General features: G+C 37.9%; 20 protein-coding genes. 13 read left to right on the top strand and 7 right to left on the bottom strand.

Annotated features, from left to right (window positions below):
- The first annotated feature begins 719 nt into the window (after positions 1-719).
- Both PGN18_RS16385 and PGN18_RS16380 read left to right on the top strand, forming a co-directional pair.
- Positions 720-1,901: an AIR synthase related protein gene (locus PGN18_RS16385; RefSeq protein ID WP_335320692.1), complete on the top strand. Its 1,182-nt coding sequence runs from the start codon at positions 720-722 to the stop codon at positions 1,899-1,901.
- 435 nt (positions 1,902-2,336) lie between these two features.
- Positions 2,337-2,621 carry a c-type cytochrome gene (locus PGN18_RS16380; protein WP_335320690.1) on the top strand — a complete coding sequence of 95 codons (285 nt, stop codon included), beginning with the start codon at positions 2,337-2,339 and terminating at the stop codon, positions 2,619-2,621.
- Positions 2,622-2,687: 66 nt separating this feature from the next.
- Here PGN18_RS16380 and PGN18_RS16375 read toward each other — a convergent pair whose 3' ends face one another.
- Both PGN18_RS16375 and PGN18_RS16370 read right to left on the bottom strand, forming a co-directional pair.
- Positions 2,688-2,969: a hypothetical protein gene (locus tag PGN18_RS16375; RefSeq protein ID WP_335320688.1), complete on the bottom strand. Its 282-nt coding sequence runs from the start codon at positions 2,967-2,969 to the stop codon at positions 2,688-2,690.
- Positions 2,970-3,096: 127 nt separating this feature from the next.
- Positions 3,097-6,417, bottom strand: a complete 3,321-nt coding sequence (locus tag PGN18_RS16370; protein ID WP_335320687.1) for a TonB-dependent receptor — start codon at positions 6,415-6,417, stop codon at positions 3,097-3,099.
- Between the two features lie 691 nt (positions 6,418-7,108).
- Here PGN18_RS16370 and lpdA point away from each other — a divergent pair.
- The 9 genes from lpdA (at position 7,109) to PGN18_RS16325 (ending at position 16,065) form a co-directional block, all read left to right on the top strand.
- Positions 7,109-8,497, top strand: coding sequence for a dihydrolipoyl dehydrogenase (gene lpdA, locus PGN18_RS16365; protein ID WP_335320685.1), 1,389 nt, complete (start codon positions 7,109-7,111; stop codon positions 8,495-8,497).
- A gap of 207 nt (positions 8,498-8,704) precedes the next feature.
- On the top strand, positions 8,705-9,034 hold the full coding sequence (locus tag PGN18_RS16360; RefSeq protein WP_335320683.1) for a DMT family transporter: 330 nt from the start codon (positions 8,705-8,707) through the stop codon (positions 9,032-9,034).
- Between the two features lie 67 nt (positions 9,035-9,101).
- Positions 9,102-9,941 carry an MBL fold metallo-hydrolase gene (locus PGN18_RS16355; RefSeq protein ID WP_335320681.1) on the top strand — a complete coding sequence of 280 codons (840 nt, stop codon included), beginning with the start codon at positions 9,102-9,104 and terminating at the stop codon, positions 9,939-9,941.
- The gene (locus PGN18_RS16350; RefSeq protein WP_335320680.1) at positions 9,941-10,498 is read left to right on the top strand and encodes a GNAT family N-acetyltransferase; all 558 of its coding nucleotides are present in this window, start codon (positions 9,941-9,943) and stop codon (positions 10,496-10,498) included. The genes PGN18_RS16355 and PGN18_RS16350 overlap by 1 nt, the downstream gene beginning before the upstream one ends.
- A 344-nt stretch (positions 10,499-10,842) precedes the next feature.
- Positions 10,843-11,202 (top strand): hypothetical protein, encoded by a 360-nt coding sequence (locus tag PGN18_RS16345; RefSeq protein ID WP_335320679.1) that lies wholly within the window; start codon positions 10,843-10,845, stop codon positions 11,200-11,202.
- A 353-nt stretch (positions 11,203-11,555) separates the two neighbouring features.
- A complete protein-coding gene (locus PGN18_RS16340; RefSeq protein WP_293789617.1) occupies positions 11,556-12,083 on the top strand; it encodes a ferritin in 528 nt (175 codons plus the stop codon).
- A 484-nt stretch (positions 12,084-12,567) separates the two neighbouring features.
- Positions 12,568-14,016 (top strand): circularly permuted type 2 ATP-grasp protein, encoded by a 1,449-nt coding sequence (locus PGN18_RS16335; RefSeq protein WP_335320678.1) that lies wholly within the window; start codon positions 12,568-12,570, stop codon positions 14,014-14,016.
- A gap of 11 nt (positions 14,017-14,027) precedes the next feature.
- Positions 14,028-14,963: an alpha-E domain-containing protein gene (locus PGN18_RS16330; RefSeq protein WP_335320677.1), complete on the top strand. Its 936-nt coding sequence runs from the start codon at positions 14,028-14,030 to the stop codon at positions 14,961-14,963.
- A gap of 112 nt (positions 14,964-15,075) precedes the next feature.
- The gene (locus PGN18_RS16325) at positions 15,076-16,065 is read left to right on the top strand and encodes a transglutaminase family protein (protein WP_335320675.1); all 990 of its coding nucleotides are present in this window, start codon (positions 15,076-15,078) and stop codon (positions 16,063-16,065) included.
- 53 nt (positions 16,066-16,118) lie between these two features.
- On the opposite strand, the gene PGN18_RS16320 is transcribed toward PGN18_RS16325, so the two are convergent.
- Genes PGN18_RS16320 through PGN18_RS16310 form a run of 3 tightly spaced genes read right to left on the bottom strand, consistent with a single transcriptional unit; the run spans position 16,119 to position 17,452 of the window.
- On the bottom strand, positions 16,119-16,427 hold the full coding sequence (locus PGN18_RS16320) for a MutS-related protein (RefSeq protein WP_335320673.1): 309 nt from the start codon (positions 16,425-16,427) through the stop codon (positions 16,119-16,121).
- Entirely contained in the window at positions 16,417-16,653 is a 237-nt protein-coding gene (locus PGN18_RS16315) for a MutS-related protein (RefSeq protein WP_335320671.1), read from the bottom strand. The genes PGN18_RS16320 and PGN18_RS16315 overlap by 11 nt, the downstream gene beginning before the upstream one ends.
- A 1-nt stretch (position 16,654) precedes the next feature.
- Positions 16,655-17,452 (bottom strand): hypothetical protein, encoded by a 798-nt coding sequence (locus tag PGN18_RS16310; RefSeq protein ID WP_335320669.1) that lies wholly within the window; start codon positions 17,450-17,452, stop codon positions 16,655-16,657.
- Between the two features lie 193 nt (positions 17,453-17,645).
- Here PGN18_RS16310 and asnS point away from each other — a divergent pair, with 193 nt between their 5' ends.
- Positions 17,646-19,094 carry an asparagine--tRNA ligase gene (gene asnS / locus PGN18_RS16305; RefSeq protein ID WP_335320668.1) on the top strand — a complete coding sequence of 483 codons (1,449 nt, stop codon included), beginning with the start codon at positions 17,646-17,648 and terminating at the stop codon, positions 19,092-19,094.
- Between the two features lie 166 nt (positions 19,095-19,260).
- Here the strand turns inward: asnS and PGN18_RS16300 are convergent, their stop codons facing one another.
- Positions 19,261-20,253, bottom strand: a complete 993-nt coding sequence (locus PGN18_RS16300) for a BtrH N-terminal domain-containing protein (protein WP_335320667.1) — start codon at positions 20,251-20,253, stop codon at positions 19,261-19,263.
- Positions 20,254-21,031: 778 nt separating this feature from the next.
- Complete coding sequence (locus PGN18_RS16295) at positions 21,032-22,693, bottom strand: FMN-binding glutamate synthase family protein (RefSeq protein ID WP_335320666.1); 1,662 nt, start codon at positions 22,691-22,693, stop codon at positions 21,032-21,034.
- Between the two features lie 81 nt (positions 22,694-22,774).
- Between PGN18_RS16295 and PGN18_RS16290 the strand changes: the two genes are divergently transcribed.
- Positions 22,775-23,395, top strand: coding sequence for an L-threonylcarbamoyladenylate synthase (locus PGN18_RS16290; RefSeq protein ID WP_335320665.1), 621 nt, complete (start codon positions 22,775-22,777; stop codon positions 23,393-23,395).
- The last annotated feature ends 104 nt before the right edge of the window (positions 23,396-23,499 follow it).

Genomic DNA, 23,499 nt, shown 5'->3' with positions numbered 1-23,499 from the left:
AAAGGTTTAAGGCGTAGGGTTTACTCTACGCCTTTTTTGTTTTAATAAATCCGTCATTGCGAAGAGGAACGATGAAGTAATCCCACAACGACAGCTATTAAATAAGTTATTTTTTTTGTTCTTGGTACCAAAATAGCGAACTAAACCAGATTACATGTTTTTGAATTTTCAGTTTTTTACATCCTTACATCCCATATACGGTAAAAGATATAGGATATAATTACATAAAAAACCTTCACGTTTTGAGGCTCATGGTCAAACCATTTAGCGGATGCTCAGCCGGCAAAATCATTTAGAAAGCGATACCCCTGCTTATCGGTTAAGATAGTCCTGCTTTCCTTTCTGCTGTAAAATTTTCCTTATTCTTAAAGTTCATCTTAACAGCATCCATTCAATCAGGTTTATTTAACAAAAGGCAGTGCAAAGAAAAGCTCCCAAAACGAACCAAACGCTGTACCCTAAGCCCGATCCGATAGGTATCGAATGTACGAATGCCGTTTTATCCAATAATTATTTTTTCTATCCAATAAATCAAAACGGCTTAGGGAAAGCGGGGCTGCAAACCGCCATGAAAAACGACCGTTCACTTATAAAACCTCTTCTGATTATTTTTTCTTGCACCAAACTTTGGACTTCAGACTCCGGACTTCAGACTTTCTATCAACCTTTTACCCTCTACACTTTTACCTTCCACCTTAAACAACTATCTTTGCGGCAACATGAGTGATAACAGGTACAATCAACGTGGCGTTTCTGCCTCAAAAGAAGATGTGCACAATGCCATCAAAAACATCGATAAAGGAATTTTCCCGAAAGCATTCTGCAAAATCATTCCCGATATTTTAGGTAGTGATGAGGCATACTGTAACATCATGCATGCAGATGGCGCAGGCACCAAATCATCTCTAGCTTATGTTTACTGGAAAGAAACCGGCGATATTTCGGTTTGGAAAGGTATTGCACAAGATGCGATTATCATGAACATTGATGACCTGATCTGCGTTGGTGCTACCGATAATATCCTCCTGTCATCAACCATTGGCCGAAATAAAAACCTGATTCCAGGCGAAGTAATTGCAGCTGTAATTAACGGTACGGAAGAAATTCTGGCCGATTTGCGCGGGCAAGGCATCACCATCTATTCAACCGGTGGTGAAACAGCCGATGTGGGTGATTTAGTACGTACCATTATTGTCGATTCTACGGTAACCTGTCGTTTAAAGCGTGAGGAAATCATTAGTAACGATAACATTAAACCTGGTGATGTAATTGTAGCATTAGCCTCTTCGGGACAAGCTACCTACGAAACCGAATACAATGGCGGTATGGGTTCAAACGGCTTAACTTCTGCCCGTCATGATGTTTTTGAAAAATCTATAGCCAATACCTACCCTGAAAGCTTCGATCCGGCAGTGCCATTCGACCTGGTTTTCTCGGGCGGCAAAAAATTAACTGACGAGATTGAAATTGAAGGTCATGGCAAAATAACCGTTGGTAAACTGGTACTTTCTCCTACGCGCACCTATGCACCAGTGATTAAACAGATTTTAGAGAAACACCGCAGTCAGATTAATGGTATTGTACATTGCAGCGGCGGTGCCCAAACCAAAGTATTGCATTTCATCAATGACGATATCCATGTCATAAAAGACGATTTGTTCCCTGTTCCACCCCTATTTAAACTGATCCAGGAACAATCGGGTACTGACTGGAAGGAAATGTATAAAGTGTTTAATATGGGCCATAGAATGGAGCTTTATGTACCTGAGGAAATTGCTGAAAGCCTAATCGAAATTTCAAAAAGCTTTAACATCGATGCGAAAATTATTGGCCGCGTAGAAAAAGGCGACCAGAAACAAGTTACCATTGAGAGCGAAAAAGGCACATTTGTTTACCATTAAACTTTAATTATTCCCATCAATCATAGCCCTGAACAAATCGTTTGGGCTTTTTTTTTTGCAATTCTCGTCCCTATCTTGAAAGATTTCATTTCTATAGGTTTATACGTCATCCCCAACTTGATTGGGATCTTAAAGCTTTTGGAAGTCAATCAGAAATCATGGCCTCCAAGCCTATCAACGCATTAAAATTCCCGCCTGTGCGGGAGCCAATTGCTATCGGATGAGGATCGCTAAGCCGTAAATAATGCAATAAATCCATTACAATGTACAAAAGTCATATCTGTATCATAAAAAGATTTATATTAGTTATACCAATCAACAGAACATGAATGATAAAAAGACCATCGTAATGGGCTTAATGGCTTGTTTTATTTTAAGTCTGAGCGCCTTTATGCCTAAACCTGAACCAGAATCGAAAGCAAAAATTTAAAGGTATTGCCTAAAAATATCAGTAAAGAAGAACTGGATAAAGTAATGGACGATTTTAAGCTTGCCTTAGGTGTGCGATGCAGCCATTGCCATGCACCAATGAAAGATAATCCCAGAAAGATGGATTTTGCCAGCGATGAGAAACCTGAAAAAGAAACTGCCCGTGAGATGATGCGTATGACGGCTAAAATCAATAAAAAATATTTTCACAATACCATGAAGGAAGGCAAAACAATTACCCAAATCGCCTGTATAACCTGCCACAACGGAAAAACTGAGCCGGCGAAATAATATGGTCCAATTAAAAAAATACGATTAAAAGCAAAAAGCCTGATTTATTGATCAGGCTTTTTGCTTTTAATCTCTCGCTACGAATTTGTGAAAGGTGCTTTCTTCGCCGTCAGCTTTTTTTTCCTGATAAAGGAAATCGAGTTTGTGCTCATCAAAAGTTTTGAAGAAAGTATCCCAATCTGTTTCTTTTAAATCGGATTTGTTATCGCTATGTTTAGGAAAATGTATCCTTAAAACACCTCCTTCGCTTTTTTTAGCCGTGTCTGCAACTACAGCAGGTACACCACCATGTTTCTCTGCCCATGCTTTAATGGTAGCATGGTTATGGGTTTGTTTTGAACCGCTCATTGTTTTATAATTTAGTTTTTAAAATAAATAGACTAACAATAAAATCGCGTTTAGGTGGAAATGGTTTTTATAAAATAAAAAAAGCCCCGATCGTTTGATCGGGGCTTTCTCTTAATCGGGCTTTTGATTAGAAAGTATATCTTAATCCCAATTGAATACTATAAGTACTAGTTGGAGTTACCAGGTCTTGAAAGGCATCAGTTACCAATTCATTACTAATATTAGCCAGCCTATATGTTGGCCTGTTAGTAGTTGCATTAACGCCCTGAGACACTAATGGATTATTTAAAACAGAACGTTGATAAGTTCCCCAGTTTTTATTAACTAAGTTGGCAGCATTAATAATATCAGCACTAAATTGAAGGGTCTGTTTACCTGATTTACCTGTGTTGATGAAAATATCTTGTAAGAATCTAACATCAACTCTATGAAACCATGGCAACAATGCAGCATTTCTTTCAGCAAATTTACCTCTGTTTTTGCGTAAGTAAGGAGAGCTTTCGATAAACTGATTTAAAGCGGCTTCTTGTTGTGCAACAGTAAACGTTTTTGCTGATGTACCACTTCCAACTGTATATTGTTGGAAAATTGTTTCACCAGGTCTTGGTATATACATCAAATCAGCAGAACTGTTCGAATCACCGTTAATATCGCCATTTACAACAAAGCTATAAACACCTTGGTTAGATCCTTCATAGAAGATCGATAACGTTGTTGCCAAATGTTTAAGATACTCTTTACGATAAGATAGATTAGCCACAACACGGTGAGGAATAGCGTATGCAGAATTTCCTAATTCTTGAAAGTTAGAAGTAGCTACGTTAGGGTTCGTATTCCAAACCGAAGAAGCCTGACTACCAGGATTGGCTGTAATTTCTTTAGCCATAGAGTAAGTGTACGCTGCAGAACCAGAAAATCCATTTGAATAAGATTTACTAATTTGTGCAGTTAATGAAGTAGCGTAACCTCTGGCTGAATTTTCAAGGACAATTGCTGAAGTTATTGCGCTATTTAATCTATTAGAACCAATGATGCGAGGACGACTAAGATCACCTTCTAAAACCACTCCATTTGGATTTGTTAAATTTGCATTACGCATCTTAACCGCATTGATATCCTTTGTATATAATCCATCGAAAGTTAACATATAACCATCGCCAATATTTTTATCAATACCTAAATTTACTCTAAAAACTTTAGGAAATTTGAAATTTTCATCCATGAAAACAACATTGGCAGGTGATGATGTTCCTGCAGTAGTTGGGAATAAATTAGCATAAGCGTTAGGATTAGCATTTAATTTAATATTAGCTAACTGTGCTATACCTGCCGCTGTATTGTTATTAATTGCACCACCAAACTGATACATACCTGTATTGGTAGGGATATTAGTTAAGAATACAAATGGAATTTTTCCGGTAAAAACTCCCATTCCACCTCTAAATACCAAAGATTTATCATCAGATGTTGCCCTAAAACCAACTCTTGGTGATAACAACACCCTACTTTTTGCCCACTTATCAGTACTATAACTTCTTAGCGTTGTATTATCATCAGCGTAAAAATTTAACTTTGATGTTGCAGGGTTATTCAATGGATCTTCATGATAAATTGGCATATCTGCACGCAAACCAAAAGTAAATTTCACATTATCACTTGCATTATATTCATCCTGGATATATGCACCAGCTTGTCCAATTTTAAGTTGAGCAGAGTATACCGCTGGCGTATTAGGTATAAGTGAATAGGTATAAGCAAAATAAACAGGAGCCTTATCCGTAATCAAATCATTGATAGAGTTAAATACATAGTAACTATTAGCCGGTGCCATAAACATGTTACCAACTTTTTGATACTCGTAAGTTAAACCTGCGGTAAAATTATGTCTACCTGCATTATAAGTAATGTTATCAGTAAAATTATATACATCATTAACAACATCATTGTTTAATGTATAAGGATCCATACCAGCAGTTATAATATTACTACCTGTTGTTCCATCATAGATATCGATAGTTGGAAAAATTTCTCCAGGGTATCCACGAGTGGCTTTATTTTTAGTAAACGCTAGTAATAATTGATTAGACCATTTATTACTCAATCTACTATTTAATTCTAACGTTCCACTTCTGGTCGTATTTAAAAAGCCATAGTTAGAGTTTTCATATGAAAAAGATTTTGGACCAAATCTGTTATTAGGCGCTCTTGAAATCGTACTAGATTGACCAGTAACTTTGAAACCTCCACCATTTGGAATACTGGTAGAATTAAGTTGTTGATCATCCGTACCTCTAAAATCACTAAACTTTAATGTCAACTTATTGCTGTTATTAATGTTCCAATCAATTTTAGCTAAGATTTTATGATTATCTCTTGCAAATGCGGGGAAATCCTGATAGCTTCCTGTTTCATAACCAAATTTAGATTTAAGATAGTCAGAAACGGTTTTCAAATCAGCAACAGTTGTAGAAGAAACCGTACCAGAGCCAGAACCATTGGTTGGGTAAAATGCAATACCGGGCGCCAAGTTCTCTTCTTTCTCAGCATTTACAAAGAAAAATAATTTGTTCTTTACAATCGGGCCACCTAAAGTAAAACCATAAGTTTTTGATTTAGAGGCCACTATTTGAGAACTAATATCGGTACCTTTAACATTTTTACCTAAAAAACTTTGATCCCTGTAAAGCCCATAAGCACTGCCATGAAAAGCGTTGGTACCACTTTTTGTTACCGCACTGATGTTAGCTCCGGTAAAACCAGCTTGACGAACATCGTATGGGGCGATATTTACTGAAATTTGATCATATGAATCCAATGAAATTGGTTGAGATCCGCCACCTGGAAGTGGATCGGTGTTTAAACCAAAGTTGTTATTTAGGTTTGCACCATCAACCTGAATGTTATTGTAACGAGCATCACGTCCACCGAAACTATTACTAGCCAAACCTGAACCAGCCTGAGGAGTTAATCTCGTAAAGTCAGAAATACTTCTTGAAATTGTTGGTAGAGATGCTAATTCACGACTAGAGATATTCGTACTCGCACCAGTTTTCTGAGCGTTTACTTTTTTCGTACCTTGAACACTAACTTCAGCTAAGGTATTACCTGAATCATCCAGTTTATAATCCAGTGTAAAAGTTTCACCCAATTTCAGAAATATATCTGATACCTTACCAGGTTTGAACCCTATGTAAGTAATTTCAACAGCATAAGGACCACCTACACGCATATTATTTATTGCGAAGCGACCATCGTTGTTGGTTGAAACAGTGTAAGTTGTTCCAGAAGGGGTGTGAATTGCTTTAACAGTTGCACCAGGCAGAGGGCCTTTGGCATCTTTTACAGAACCTGTCATTGATGATGTAGTTACCTGTGCATTTGCACCAAAAGTAATGCTTACAAATGCAACAATAACCAGTACTAATCTTAAAAGTAAAGATTTCTTCATACTTTAATTTTTAAATGTTTTTTGTTGTTAATGATAATCAAAAGGGATTTTGTAGCTGCAAATGTCCTAATAAAATTTAACACATTTTAACATTCAATGTTAAATAATTATTAAGTCGGTCATAATTTTTCAACATTTAACACATATGATATCAATTACAACTTTCAGTTTATCAATACATTGCTTAGAAAACTAATTTTTTAACAATAAAACCAGCAGTTACTTATAATTTATACATGAAAATTAAATTAACATTGGTATTTTTCTAATAATACATATCAATAAGATTTTTCAAACATTAACATTCCAGTTATTTAACTTTTAATGCGCTTACCCATATATAATTTTGCAAATCAGGGCAATCATAGCTTTCGTTTTTGACGAGTATCAGGTCAACAATATTCAACCATTGTAAATTTTAACTACTATCTGAATATTGAGCTAGCCAATTGACATTTTTTTTTTAGTTTTGGACGATGGTTAACAGAGCAGTGTCCTTTAATTTTTGGTAATGTTAAAGTTTAATGCACACGTACCAAGATAGAAATAGACACCTTATCTACATAATTATAAACACAGAACATTAAGAAACAAATATCTTTAAGCAGATTGGAACTACAGGTCATAATTAAACATCAATTATCCCCGCAACCTCCCATCTGAAAGATAAATAACAAAATAGAAAAAACAGATGAATTACGACGTTATTGTTTTAGGCAGCGGCCCTGGTGGTTATGTAGCTGCAATCAGAGCTTCTCAATTGGGACTTAAAGTAGCCATTGTTGAGCGTGAATCATTAGGTGGTATTTGTTTAAACTGGGGCTGTATCCCTACTAAAGCACTTTTAAAAAGTGCGCAGGTTTTCGAATATATCAATCATGCTGCTGATTACGGAATTACTACTGCCGGTGCAACCGCAGATTTTGCTGCAGTGGTAAAACGCAGTCGTGGTGTAGCTGACGGCATGAGCAAAGGCGTTCAATTTTTAATGAAAAAAAATAAAATTGACGTGATTATGGGAACTGGTAAAGTAAAACCAGGAAACAAATTAGAAGTTAAAGGCGCTGATGGTTCTCAAAAAGAACTGAGTGCAAAAAATATCATCATCGCTACAGGTGCGCGTTCAAGAGAATTGCCAAACCTGAAACAAGATGGCAAAAAAATTATAGGTTATCGCCAGGCGATGGTACTTCCTGAATTACCAAAAAGCATGGTGGTAGTAGGTTCTGGTGCTATCGGAGTAGAGTTTGCTTATTTCTACGCTACTATGGGCACCAAAGTAACCATTGTGGAGTTTATGGAAAACGTGGTTCCGGTTGAAGATGAGGATGTTTCAAAACAACTGTTACGCAGTTTAAAGAAAACCGGTATCGATGTAATGACTTCCGCAAGTGTCGAATCAGTTGACACCAGCGGTGCAGGCTGTAAAGTTTCTGTTAAAACAGCTTCTGGCATGCAAACCATCGAAGCTGATATCGTGCTTTCAGCAGCAGGTATTGTAGCCAATATTGAAAACATTGGCTTAGAAGAAGTAGGCATTAAAACTGAAAAAGGCAAAATTGTTACCGATGAGTTTTACAACACTTCGGTTAAAGGTTATTACGCTATAGGCGATGTGGTAGGTGGCCAGGCATTGGCACATGTGGCATCTGCTGAAGGAATTATTTGCGTAGAAAAAATTGCTGGTCAGCATGCCGAGCCTTTAGATTATAATAACATTCCGGGATGTACCTATTGCACACCTGAAATTGCATCAGTAGGATATACCGAGAAAGCAGCCAAGGCGGCTGGTTACGAATTAAAAATCGGTAAGTTCCCTTTCTCTGCATCAGGTAAGGCCAGTGCTGCTGGTGCCAAAGATGGTTTTATCAAATTAATTTTCGATGCCAAGTATGGAGAATTATTGGGGGCGCACATGATCGGTGCCAACGTTACCGAAATGATTGCCGAAATTGTGGTGGCACGTAAACTAGAAACCACCGGACACGAAATGATTAAATCTGTTCACCCTCACCCAACCATGAGCGAAGCCATTATGGAGGCTGCTGCTGATGCCTACGGAGAAGTGATCCACTTGTAAATCACCTCAATAAGATTTAAAAAGTCCCGAAAATTTTCGGGGCTTTTTTTTTGGTAAAGTAATTAACAATTTAATCGGCGAGTTACGGTTTGTTTCAAATTCTTTTCGAAACCAAACAAATGCTATCTCCCATATTCCTAAAACATTTAACACCATTATCTGTTCGGTAAATAACGAATACATAATCATTAAAATAAGGAGTACATTATGCATTGGATTTTGCTTGTCATTGCCGGACTTTTCGAGGTAGGTTTCACTACATCACTAAAATTATCAGAGGGTTTTACAAATTGGAAATGGGCTGCAGGATTTGTAGTTTGTGTGATCATCAGTTTTGTTTTCCTAACCAAAGCCATTGAACAAATCCCGTTGGGTACCGCTTATGCAATATGGTCGGGGATTGGCGCTGTTGGAACAGTTCTAGTTGGGATATTTTATTTTAAAGAAGATGCTAATTTCTGGCGAATTTTCTTCATCGGCCTTTTAATTTTATCAATTGTAGGTTTAAAACTGGTAACACCTGATAAATCATCTTAGCCAACAATTTTGCCCAATCGCATAAAACATCTTAAATTTAGCGCCTATTATTATCATATTAAAGGCGATGAAATTACATACCATAGATACCGGTTTTTTTAAATTAGATGGTGGTGCCATGTTTGGTGTTGTACCAAAAACCATTTGGCAAAAAACCAATCCTGCTGATGCAAACAATCTTTGCACCTGGGCCATGCGCTGCCTCTTGATCGAACGAAATGATGAGTTGATTTTAGTAGATACCGGAATCGGAAATAAACAGGACGAGAAATTTTTTAGTCACTATTACCTGCATGGAGAAGCCTCAATGCAGAAATCGCTGGAACAATTGGGCTTTGATATGGCAGATATTACCGATGTTTTTCTGACCCATCTCCACTTTGACCATGTTGGTGGCGCCATTGTAAGAGCGGGCGAAAAACTTTTACCAGCATTTACAAACGCCAGGTATTGGAGTAACGAAAAACATTGGCAATGGGCAGTTGAGCCTAACGCCAGGGAAAAAGCCTCCTTTTTAAAAGAGAACATTTTACCCATTCAAGAAAGCGGTCAGCTCAATTTTGTGGTTGAACAAGAGAATATAGCATGGCAAAAGGATATCAATATCACTTTTGCTTATGGCCATACCGATGCGATGATGTTGCCAAAAATAAGTTATAAAGGCCAAACTATTGTATATATGGCTGACCTCTTGCCTTCTGTAGGCCACCTCCCGCTGCCCTATGTAATGGCCTATGACATGTTTCCGTTAAAAACATTAACCGAAAAAGAAGCTTTTTTAGAAGAAGCGGTGGATAACAATTATATCCTGTTTCTGGAGCACGATCCCGTTAACGAATGCTGCACCCTGCAGCGTACCGAAAAAGGAATCCGTGTGGCTGAAACCTTCAAGCTAAGTGAAATTTAATGATCAGGCCCGCCAAACCGGAAGATGCAGCGCAAGTTGTTCCTTTGTTACTCCAGGCAATGGGCGAGCTTGCCCCGAATTTAGTCCATACAAAAGATCTGGAAACGATTGATCACATCTTTGAACATTTTTTTCAACAGCAAGGCAATCAGTACAGCTATGAAAACACCTTAGTTTTTGAAAATGCAGGAAAAGTACTTGGCTCATTAACGGCTTATGATGGCGCAAAGCTCATCGAATTGAGGAAACCCCTTTTAGCTTATCTAAATCTCCCCGACACAGGGGATAACCATTTGGATGCAGAAACACAAAGTGGCGAATTTTATCTCGATAGTATCAGCGTAGATGCCAGTACACAGGGAAAAGGTCTGGGCAAACAATTAATTACGGCAGGCATAGACTGGGGATGGCGATTGGGCCACCAAAACATTGGTTTATTGGTAGAACAAAATAATCATCGCGCCTTAAAGCTTTACCAGCAGATGGGATTTGAGATCCGGAACGAAAAGAAATTTATGGGTGGCAGCTACCACCATATGATATTTAAAGTTAACTAACACACAGTAAATGATATCAAAAATCTTTGTATTAAGGCAACGAAGCAATTTCTAAGTGTACGCGACTGGCGGTCGTATTAAAATTGTTTCGCAGGCTGAAAAACCTACTGATAATAAAGACTTTTCTTAAGTATTAAAACTGTTGAAGACATTGCAACATTAAATTATAAAATAAACAATGATCCGTTCAACACCTCCCTCCCCCCCTTCCTTCCTTCCTTCCTTCCTTCCTTCCTTCCTTCCTTCCTTCCTTCCATCCTTGATTCATTCCTCTAAACACCAATGCTAAATATTTTTAACATTTTATTTGTATTTAATCTAAATAATACCAATTTTTGTAACCGATGGAAAAAGCGTGTATAGATATTAACCAACTCGTTAACGTATTCTCAAATACCCAGGGTTCAATTTATCAATCAGATAAGTTAAATTGCTTTTACGTAGATTTTGGTGGAAAGTTTGCGCGTTACAATTGCTTGTCGCTTCAAAAACTAAAAGCGGTTGTAGAACAGATCGATGTTGAAGCGATGCTTTTAAACACCCATAAGGCAGATTTTGAATTGGTTACCTTTAACGGTTGCGAACACATCTATTTATTAAGCGCCCTCGAAATTATTGCTTTAAAAGATTTGCTACATGGCACCTTTACCATGTTTAAGCTTAATCATATCATTAGCGATTGTCTATACAGATTGGTATACTAGGTTTATGGTTCATTAGCCATTGGTCAACCCGATACGTCACATTGAACTTGTTTCAGTTTCTACCTGAAAAGATCCTGAAATAAATTCAGGATGACGACCTCGATGGAAATTGAAAACCGAGAACTGCCAACTGGAAACCGATCACCATCCTTCTGATCCTCAGCCACTATCCGTTTGGCGTTATCCATCCATTTTCCATCATTCATTCTACATCTTAAATCATTCATCCCCTCTTATTTAAACTGATTACAAATAACTAATTATCAGCAATTTAGACTAATTTCATATTGTAAATAAATTAGTATTCAGAACAAATTCAGTTTACATTTGTATTGTTATTAAAGTACAGAAATATGAAAGATCTAATGCGTATCAAATGTTTAATATCTCAGGATATCGAAACATTGTTAAATCAGCAAATTAAAAAAGAGGCTCACTCTTCATCACTATATTTATCCATGTCATCTTGGTGCGATCAAAATGGCTTCGACTATTCGGCAGATTATTTCTTAAAGCAATCTGAAGAAGAAAGAGTACACCAGCTTAAATTATTCAAATATGTATTGGATATGGGTGGTAATGCAATCTCTCCGGAAGTAAGTGGGATTAAAACAGACTTCGCTAGTTTCAGAGAAGTTTTTGAAGATGCCTTAGAAGCTGAAATTGCCATTACCCAGAGCTTCAAAAACATTGCAGCCAGATGCCACAAGGAACAAGATTTTGTAACCATGGAATTCCTGAACTGGTTCTTGAAAGAGCAACGCGAGGAAGAGTATAAAGCGCGCAGAGCTTTAGAGTTATTCGAAGTGATTGGCGAAGAAGGTACCGGAAGATGGGAAATTGACAAACATGTTAATAAAATCTCTTATTCAGAAGAATAACAACAACAAAACATATATTGAAGAGCTATCCTGAAAAGGGTAGCTTTTTTATGTACTTAGAATTCCTATGAAGGATCGTCGTTAACGACTTTTCCTCGAGAACCCTCCACTTTACTATACTTTCGCCGAGATGATAAACCATAAAAAAGAAAAGCTCCAGTGATACTGGAGCTTTCTTGGTTTTAGGTTGTTTGGTTTATGTTGATTATGAATAAGTCTTAAAGTTTTTATAAAAAAAGCGCCGTTGCCAGCGCTTTTTTTAAACCAAATATATAATAATAATTAACGAGCATTACAAAAATACAAACTTTATCCAGATTAACAATAATTTTTAATAAAAAATTTAATATTTCTGATAAAAACCTAATATTTAGACATAAAAAATCATAAAAAAGATATATAATGATTATTAAAACAAATATTAATACCTAAAATCTATTTATTTTAAACTAAAAACTATAATTTAAGAGAATATTTCAACAAAATGATAGAAGATTTTACAAAAAACTACTTTAATAATCCCAAAACTTATGATGAAATGTTCTCAAGTGGTGATAATTACAGAAATCACTATGCAAATTTCATAAACAATTTCTCTAAAGAATCACTCGAAAATTTAAATAAAAAGGAAGAACTTGCTAAAAAGCTATTCATGAGTCAGGGTATTACCTTTACTGTATATGACAGCGGCGAAGGCATCGAAAAAATATTTCCCTTTGATATTATTCCAAGAATTATTACTTCCACCGAGTGGTCTTTCATAGAAAAAGGAATAAAGCAAAGGTTAAAAGCACTAAATCTTTTCTTAAAAGACATTTATAGCAATCAATTTATCTTAAAAGACCAAATTGTACCCATAAATGTAATTTATTCCTGTCCGCATTTTTTAAGAGAGATGCATAATGTAAATGTATTGCACGATATTTACATTCATATTGCTGGCATAGACCTGATCCGAGACCATGATGGAACATTCTATGTACTGGAAGATAATCTCCGCACCCCTTCTGGTGTAAGTTATATGCTCGAAAACAGGGAAATCACTAAAAGATTATTCCCTGATCTTATCCCACAGTGCGGCGTAAGGAGCGTAACCGAATACCCTGCTATTCTATACAAAAATTTAATGGCCCTTTCACCAAGAGCAGTTTCTAATCCAACAATTGTACTGCTAAGTCCGGGCATGTACAATTCTGCTTACTACGAACATACTACATTGGCCCGCTTAATGGGTGTGGAATTGGTAGAAGGGCGCGATTTGGTAGTTAAAAACCAAAAGGTGTTTATGAAAACCACCACCGGACTACAACAGGTAGATGTAATTTATCGCCGCGTAGATGACGACTATCTCGATCCGCTGGTATTTAATCCGAACAGCGTGCTGGGCGTAGCAGGACTGATGGGCGCTTATCGTAAAGGTAACGTAGCCATTATCAATGCCGTAGGCAATGGGGTGGCCGACGATAAAGCGGTTTATACCTATGTACCCGATATGATCAGGTATTACCTGAATGAAGAACCTGTTCTGAAGAATGTTCCGACCTATCAACTCAGCAATAAAGATGAGCTTGATCACGTTTTTGCAAACATCAACTCCATGGTGATCAAAAAAACCAATGGAAGTGGCGGTTATGGCATGTTAATGGGGCATGCAGCCAGTGAAAAGGAAACTGAAGCATACAAAATTGAAGTTTTGAAAGATCCACGCAACTTTATTGCCCAACCAACCATCAGCTTGTCTTCTGCGCCATGTTTTATCAATGGTAAGCTCGCTCCACGTCGGATAGATCTCCGCCCATTTGCTTTAAACGGACCAGACGGCATTTCGATTGTACCAGGGGGTTTAACCAGGGTGGCCTTAAAAGAAGGTTCGCTCGTGGTAAACAGCTCGCAGGGCGGCGGCAGTAAAGACACCTGGGTTTTAACATCTTAAAATTACAGCATATGTTAAGTAGAGTGGCATCAAGCTTATATTGGTTAAGCAGATATGTTGAGCGCAGCGACGGTATGCTGCGCATGTTGAAAATAAATTACGCTTCCTCACAAGATACGATACAGGAATTTACCTGGAAGCCTGTGATCAGGATTTTCTCATCAGATGATGAAAATGAATTGTTAAATATCCAGCACGATAGCCGTGCGGTGATCGAATACCTGCTGTTAAACCGTGAAAACCCAAATTCGATTTTAAACATCGTTACACTTGCGCGTGAGAATGCACGGAGTGTACAAGAACATATCCCTAAAGATTTATGGCAATGCTTAAACGAATATTACCATGCGGTTAAAGACGAAAAATTATTGTGGTATGTACAAAAAGATGATCCCATTACCGCACTGGATGTACTGATTAAACAGGTAATGCTTTACCACGGCACGGCCGATAGTGTGATGGAGCGCGGAGAAAGCAGAAGTTTTATGAAAATCGGCAAACATCTGGAAAGAAGTATCCAATCTATTGATATACTTGATATTAAATTCAGTTCAATCAGCACCAACCCCGATCTGTTAACCGATATTGCCTATTGGAAACACTTATTATTATCATTAGGTGGTTATGAATTATACCTTAAAACCTACCGGCAAGGATTTGATGCGAAAAACATCATCGAACTGGTGATGCTTAATAATGATTTTCCGCGTTCGGCATTATATGCTATGAACAATATTGAACGGTATTTTAACCGGCTCAAGAGCGAAAGCAATATTGAACATTACAACAGCCTGTCATTTAAAATAGGACGTTTAAAAAGTATGATTACCTATAGCTCGGTTAATACCATGAACGAAGAACAATTACATCATTACCTCACAGAGATCAGGGCCGAACTATTTGGTATCGGAAATCTATTGAATGAATATTACTTCGCAAATTCATAACAATTAAATAAAGAATCACATATAAACACAGCGCACAGATACTACTTCCAATGATTTTACATCTGTGTTTAACCATGTTATCTGTGGTAACATATAAAAAACAAAAAAATCCATGCCAATTTTCAAAATCAAACATATCACCAATTACAAATACGAATCTCCTGTCAGGGATAGCGCTAACCAGATTATTCTGTTCCCAATCAAAGACGATTTTCAGAAAGTCATTAAACATGATTTGAATATCTCCGGAAGTCCTGAGATTGAACTTTTTATCGATTATTATGGCAATGAAGTAGGCACCTTTACCCAAAATGAACCACATACCCAACTCAAAATATACTCAAAGGTAAGTGTAGAAACTTTTGCCAAGCCCTTGCCACAGGATGATATGTTCAGCAGCGAGCAGTGGAATAGTTTAAGCGCTTTAAAATTTGAAGTACCTTATATCGATTATTTACGGCAGGAAAGTTTTGATGGAATTAGCGAGTTAAAACACATGGCCCTTGGCATTAAGGAAAATGAAGATACACCTTATCAAACGGCGATAAAATACTGCGCTTACGTGTTCAATAATTTCGAATACATTAAAGGCATAACAGCAGTTGATACCACTATTGATGAGATTTTGAAACTTAAAGCAGGTGTTTGTCAGGATTTTGCACATGTATTAACCGCCATGCTGCGCTTGACTGGAATCCCGGCGCGTTATGTAAGTGGTTATATCTGCCCCAATAAAGATGGCATGCGCGGTGAAGGCGCAACCCATGCCTGGGCAGAAGCATACTTACCCGAATATGGTTGGCTAGGTTTGGATCCTACCAATAATTGCATTGCTAATGAAAACCATGTCCGCCTGGCCGTAGGACGCAACTTCGCCGACTGCTCACCTGTAAAAGGTGTTTACAAAGGCGGCTTTGAACACATTATGGAAGTTAACGTATCTGTAGGTTATAATGATGAAGATTTCAAAGATAATGAGCCATACTTTCAGCCAAAAGAAGTGAATTACAGCAAACCCAGTGGCGCTATAACTTCCCAAAGAGCCAAAAACAGCTACCAGCAGTATATGGAAGCCATGCAGCAGCAGCAGCAACAACAGTAGGCAATTTGCAGTTCACAGTTAACAGCCAAGTTAACTGAAAAAGACAGCAGCGGTTAATTTAAATCTCTGCTGCTTAAAATTTCATTGATTTTTTCATTTTCAATAATCCACATGCCTATCCTTTCCTCGGTAACCCCGTCCTTAAGCTGATAGCTAAATATTGGCTTACCTTCTTCCATTCTGGTAAAAAGATGTTTAAACATTATATTTTCTTCAGCTTTAATGAGATCGGCAACTTCTACAATATGTGTCGAAATCATAAAATAACAGTCTTCTATTTTAGAAAACAATTTAATTATAGACAATGATCCATCAAATGCGTCTTTCACATTTGTTCCGCGGAAAAGTTCATCAAAAATCACAAAAAATATTTTTGGAAACTTTAATTTTTTCAGCAACTTGTTTTACCCTCAATACTTCATTATAAAAATGACTGTAACCCTGATTCAGGTTATCTGGAAGATTTATGGTCGATATCAGCCCCTGCCAAATGCCCGTTTCCATGTTTGCTGCAGGTACAGGAAAACCTAAATGAGCCAAATAAATGGAGATGCCAACAGATTTTAAAAAGGTTGATTTCCCTGCCATATTACTCCCGGTGAGGAAACAGATATTTTTTCCCGTTCCAAATTCGAAATCGTTGGCAACTGGATTCGCTAAAAACGGATGAAAAACACCTTTTATACACAGAAGCTGTTTTTTCCGAGCTGATCTTTGGAAGGTTTAGATTGTATTTTCTGCAGGCTTTAACTACTGAAAAATAAGCATCAAACAGATACACCAGATCAAGAAATGATCTAATTGTCTTAAATTCTTGCTTATTAAATATAAAATCAAGCCTTTCTAATTCAAATAGACTAATTTTTTTATCATTACGGTCTATAATTTCTTTGATTAAGCTTTGTTTAGACAATACAACTATAACATCTTCAATTTTTTCAACCAGTTTGGGTTTAATCTCATCATTCAATAAATTAAAAATTCCGCTCACTTTCTTCAGCAAAAATATAATTCCCGTTATTCCCTTTTCTTTTAAATAATATGCCTGGTTAGGATAAAAGAAATAGTTAACAGATTTGATCAATGCCGAAACTATGGAGTAGGATTTTACTTTGGAGTTTTGCATCAGGTAACTTTCAACAAAATCCATGTCGGTACGGTCAAGATAAAAATCGGCTGAATAGTTCGATATATATTTAATCAGCTCCTGTCGCTCATTAATACATTCAATATCAGTGGAGGGTGTCCTGAACATCTCCATCAGCTTATCATTGCCCTTAATGGTTGATGTAAAATTAAATAAGGAATAAACGCTCTTATTTAAACCATAATCCTCGAATATATTTAAATCGGTTAAGGTTTGTTTATCAATATCAAATTTACTCATGAGGCGTTTTTGGATAGATCACTTGAAATTACATAATCGATAAATCTGTTCAAGATAAGAATTTACCGCAAAAGTTCGCATTTATCAGTTCACAGTTGTCAGCCACCTAACCCTAAAAAACTGAAAACTGTATACCGAAAACTGCCAACTGATACATTTTTTTTTTAAATTTGCGCCTTTTATAAATAACAATATGATTAAGAGACAGCAAATTAAAGATTTATTAAAGTCGACAGCATTTGATACAGAAGTAACGGTTATGGGATGGGTAAGAACTTTCCGTAATAATCAGTTTATTGCCTTAAATGACGGGTCTTGCATGAGCAATATCCAGGTGGTGATCGATTTTAATAATTTACCTGATGAGCTGTTGAAAAGAATAACCACTGGTGCAGCCATTTCTGCAACGGGTAAATTGATCGAATCGATGGGTAAAGGCCAAACGGTGGAGATTAAGGCTACGAACGTAGAAATTCTGGGTGATAGTGATCCGGAGAAATTCCCTTTGCAACCTAAAAAGCACAGTCTGGAATTTTTACGCGAAATTGCACACCTTCGTTTCCGTACCAATACCTTTAATGCGGTTTTTAAGGTACGTCATGCTTTGGCTTTTGCTATCCACCAGTTTTACAACGAACGTGGCTTTGTATACATGCATACCCCGGTAATTACAGCCAGTGATGCTGAAGGTGCAGGCGAAATGTTTAAAGTAACCACTTTAGATTTCGACAATCCGCCACGTACTGAAGCGGGTAAAATAGATTTCTCGCAGGATTTCTTTGCCCGTGCAACTAACTTAACCGTATCTGGTCAGTTAGAAGGCGAGTTGGCAGCGATGGCTTTTGGCAAAATTTATACTTTCGGACCAACATTCAGGGCTGAAAACTCTAACACCACCCGCCATTTGGCTGAATTCTGGATGATTGAACCCGAGTTTGCTTTTGCTGACCTGGAGGACAACATGCAGCTTGCGGAAGACATGATGAAGTATGTCATCAAATATGCTTTAGACAACTGCAAAGAAGAATTAGAATTTTTAAACAATCGCCTGGCCGAAGAAGATAAACAAAAACCGCAAAACGAGCGCAGTGAACTGGGTTTATTGGAGAAACTGGATTTCTGCCTGGCCAATGATTTTGAACGTTTAACTTACACTGAGGCGATCAGAATCTTAAAATCTTCTAAACCGAACCAGAAGAAACAGTTTAAATACCTGATTGATGAGTGGGGAGCAGATTTACAAAGTGAGCACGAACGTTACCTGGTAGAAAAACACTTTAAAAAACCGGTAATTTTAACCGATTATCCTGCCGATATTAAATCTTTCTACATGCGCCAGAATGAGCCAGATGCTGAAGGCCGACAAACAGTTGCCGCAATGGATATCTTATTTCCAGGTATTGGAGAAATGATCGGCGGATCGCAACGCGAAGAGCGTTTAGACCGTTTAACCCAACGCATGGAAGCTTTGAATATTCCGCAAGATGAATTATGGTGGTATTTAGATACCCGTCGTTTTGGTACAGCCCCGCACGCTGGTTTTGGTTTGGGCTTCGAGCGTTTGGTATTATTCGTAACCGGAATGACCAATATACGCGATGTAATTGCTTTCCCGAGATTCCCGAAAAACGCGGAATTTTAGGTTTAGGGTTTAGGGTTTAGGGTTTAGGGTTTAGGGTTTAGGGTTTAGGGAAAAACAAATAGCCTATATCAAATAAGTCAAGTTTAAAAAACTTGACTTATTTTTTGCCTGAAAGTTTCGGCATTACCCCTTCGGGGCCAGATATTTTTAGTATTTAACCTCATGATTAGCGGCTCAGTGATATGGTCGACAATAATTCCATTGTCCTTTTTTCTTTGTCTGAAATAGTTTTCAAAATGCCGGATGCTTGTTCAATGTACTTAACATCTTTTGTTTCGCTAACCGTTTCGAATAACTGTGATACTGTTGTCCAAAGCGCTGCAATTTCGGCAAAGGATTCATACCCTGCTTTAAGCTTATCGAGCTTTAACAATCCGTAACTTTCTTTCAAAAAATCACGATACAGATTCCGGAACAATGCTCCACCTGTTCCTGCTTTTTCCATCATCATTGCAGATAGTTTAAATTCTTGTCCAATATTTTTACTGGCATTAAACCATTTAACAATTTCAGCACTTGTTTTCAAAATTCCTTTGTAAGCAATATTCGTAATGGGGGGATTCAGATATTCGATTGCATTATTTCTGATTGCCGTTGGTATCACCTCTTTTAGGGGATTCTTTTTGCTTGTTTGTTTGAGGGTATAATACAGGTTTTTTGACGCCATCGGGCCTTTTTCAGCTCTCGCCAATGTCAAACTTTTTAGGGAGGTTTTTACCTGGCCTCCTTGCTGCCTTGTATCTACTAAAAAAGCATTTTCATGGTCATAACCGTAAATCGCAGCATAGTGGCCTGCAAAATGAAAAGGGTCTGAAAAGTATTCCAAATGATAGCAATCTAATTTCAGCCCTACAGCTTGCCCGCTGTCAAGAAGCTGCTTTACGCCCTCCCACGCCTTTTGTTTTGACGAAGTTTCCTCAATTGTTAATTCGAGATTTAAATTTTTTGCAATGTTTTGTGTTAACAAATCTGTTTTTATTCTTCCGCCTATAAACGGAAAATCCATTGTTTTCATGCTCCAATAGATAAAACCGAGGCCTTCACCCAAACCAAAAAGCATGGGCTCGGAAAGTTCAATTCCCAATTGCAGCAACAAAGTTCCTGTTGCAGTGGTTTCGCAATGCTGTCCGTCAAAGGGTTTTAAATGTTCAATTTTCATTTTATTTGATAACTCGAAAACAAGATATTATATTTTTTCTGGCAGGTACCCAAACACAACGGTAAATAATCTTAAACAACAATTATGTGGCTTAGTAATCTTACTATTTGGATAGAGACGAATAAGGGTCTTCGACTACGCTACCATTGACGTTATTGCTTAATTGTTTGATATTTAGAATCTTGTAAAATATGCATTTCCATCCAACAAGGCCTTAGCACTGTATCTCCGTTCTATTTAAGTCCGGCCTAACAAATTTTTCGGACTCCACTGACCAAGCCCTATTACTTGCTTTAAAAGAAAAATTTTCAGCCGGCATTTTTTGTTACTTTTTGATGCCAAAAAGTAAGAGCCCTTCGGCGGCGGCGAGCCGAGGCAAGACCGAGCTGTATGGAATAAGAAATCAGTTACGTCATTTATATTGATTTTTATACCATAAATTATCCCTCAGGCTGACAATATTTATGTTTAAAATAATCGCCAGATGAAGATTAAAAATAATTCGAAATCAGACATCGCCCCATCGGGACGATTGATGGGTTGCCAATTGTAAAATTGGCGTTTTCGTTCCGTAGAAACGTTTGGTGATTCAAACATTGATTTCTCTCCTATCTTGCCCACCTAAACCTGATCCGATAGTTATCGGATGAGGATTTGTAGCAAAAAGCAGGAACTGAACAATCCTAAGTACTACTGCCCCTGCTTTTCAAAAAAACTAGCCAAACACCAGATTTGCGAAGTTGCCTGCGCCTATCCCCCTATGAAACTTTGCAAATCCCTAACGGCCCTCTTCGTGTACAGTATCTCCGTAAGGATTGGCATGCGAATAATCTACGGCAGAAACTTTATAATCAGTTGGTGCAAAACTCTTTGAAGTGCTTAGTGCCATCCCTAATTCGTAACGTGTTGGATATGGTGTTTTTAACAAACTACCTGCCGGGATATACGGGAAAGTCTCCAAATAACTCTGCATTACACTCGGGCTCACACGCCTGTTGATATACGCCCGGGTTAACTGATGCGTTTCCCTCAAACCTGCAGCGCCTAACAACTCTACCGCACTGGCAACGGTAAGGTTATGAAAGTTTTTAACACGAACGGTTTTATCTTCTACCACCAGCCCCTTCATTAAACTCGGATCCTGGGTAGCCACCCCTGTTGGGCAAGTATTGCTGTTACACTCTAAAGCCTGGATGCAGCCCAGCGCAAACATCATTCCACGAGCCGCATTACACATATCAGCACCTAGAGCAATATTTTTAACGAGGTCGAAACCTGTTGCTACTTTACCCGAAGCAATAATTTTAATGTGTTTTTTGAGATCAAAACCATTCAATATATCATACACAAAAGCCACCCCTTCGCGTAATGGCATCCCCACCGAATTTGAAAACTCCTGTGGTGCAGCACCTGTTCCACCTTCGCCACCATCAACGGTTATAAAATCAGGGTAAATCCCTGTTTCGATCATGGCTTTACAAATGGCATAAAATTCACTTTTACGACCAATACACAATTTAAACCCTACCGGTTTACCACCCGATAAATCGCGGAGTTTTTTAACAAACTCCAATAAACCGATAGGTGTATTAAAGGCGGAGTGTGCCGGTGGCGACAATACATCCCTACCTTCAGGCACTAAACGGATCCTCGCCACTTCAGGCGTCACCTTTTTAGCTGGCAACATCCCGCCATGTCCAGGTTTAGCACCTTGTGAAAGTTTAATTTCAATCATTTTAACCTGATCGGCTTGCGCGCGTTCCGCATAAGCGTCATAGTTAAAGGTACCATCGTCATTCCGGCAACCGAAATAACCCGTACCAATCTGCCAGATTAAATCGCCGCCAGGCTGACAGTGATAATCGCTGATTCCACCTTCGCCTGTGTTGTGTGCAAAGTTACCCAGCTTGGCACCACCATTTAAAGCAAGAATGGCATTTTGACTTAAGGAACCAAAACTCATGGCCGAAATATTATAAATACTGGCAGAGTAAGGTTTTTTACAGTCAGGTCCGCCCACGGTAACACGCGGATCCAGATTCAATTCATGGTGCGAAATGGCGGCAATGCTATGGCTTAGCCACTCATAACCATTCTCGTACACATTTAACTGAGTTCCAAATGGGATCGTATCGTTATCGGTTTTGGCCCGCTGGTAAATCAGCGAACGGTTTAACCTGTTGTAAGGCGTACCGTTGGTATCACTTTCCACAAAATATTGATATACTTTAGGCCTTAACTCTTCCATAAAATACCTTAAACGACCAAATACGGGGTAGTTCCTCACAATGCTGTGCTTAGGCTGGTATAAATCATAAATACCGAGCAGTACAAAAGGGCCCGTAAAAATAAAAGTCCACCATAAAAAGGGATGATAAAGGCCCAACATAATGGTTAGGGCAATTAAAAATGCGGCAATCGCGACGAAAGCTTTTCTCATAATCAGATTAGCAGATGTTTTGTTTATACAAAGATTAAGATTATTAAACAACTGACACCACTAAATTGTTATTTTTACGCTATGCTTATTAAAATTTATCCAGAAAACCCAAATCAAAGGGCAATAGAACAGGTTGTTGAAGTACTTAAAAAAGGTGGACTGATTATCTATCCAACAGATACGATATATGGTTTGGGCTGCGATATTACCAATCCAAAGGCTATTGAGAAAATCTGCAGAATTCGAGGCATAAAACCCGAAAAAGCAAATTTTTCCTTTATCTGCCACGATTTAAAACACATTTCAGATTATATTAAACCCATTGATAATACCACTTTCAGGGTATTAAAGAAAGCATTGCCAGGTCCCTTTACCTTTATCTTCAATGCCAACAATAACGTACCTAAACTGTTAAGCTCCAATAAAAAAACGGTGGGTATAAGGGTGCCCGATAACAATATTGCCCGTTGCATTGTAAAAGAACTGGGCAACCCGATCCTCTCTACCTCAATAAAAGATGATGACGAAGTAATCGAATATTCTACCGATCCGGAATTGATCCATGAGAAATATGAAAACCTGGTAGACCTGGTTATCGATGGTGGCTATGGTGATAATGAAGCCTCCACCGTAATTGATTGTACCACTGGCGAATTTGAAGTCATCCGTGAGGGGAAAGGAAATATTGAGGGGTATCTATAAAAGCTTTACGGTATAATAAAAAAAGGTAATTTGATCTGCTTTTTTTGGAAGTGAACGGCCATTCCCCATATGGCGGCCTCCTGCCCTGCTTTACACTTCAAGTC

The organism is Pedobacter terrae (assembly GCF_036946585.1).
Classification (GTDB): Bacteria; Bacteroidota; Bacteroidia; order Sphingobacteriales; family Sphingobacteriaceae; genus Pedobacter; species Pedobacter terrae_C.
Note: the sequence above shows the minus strand (reverse complement) of the source record. Positions and strands in the feature narration are given on the sequence as shown.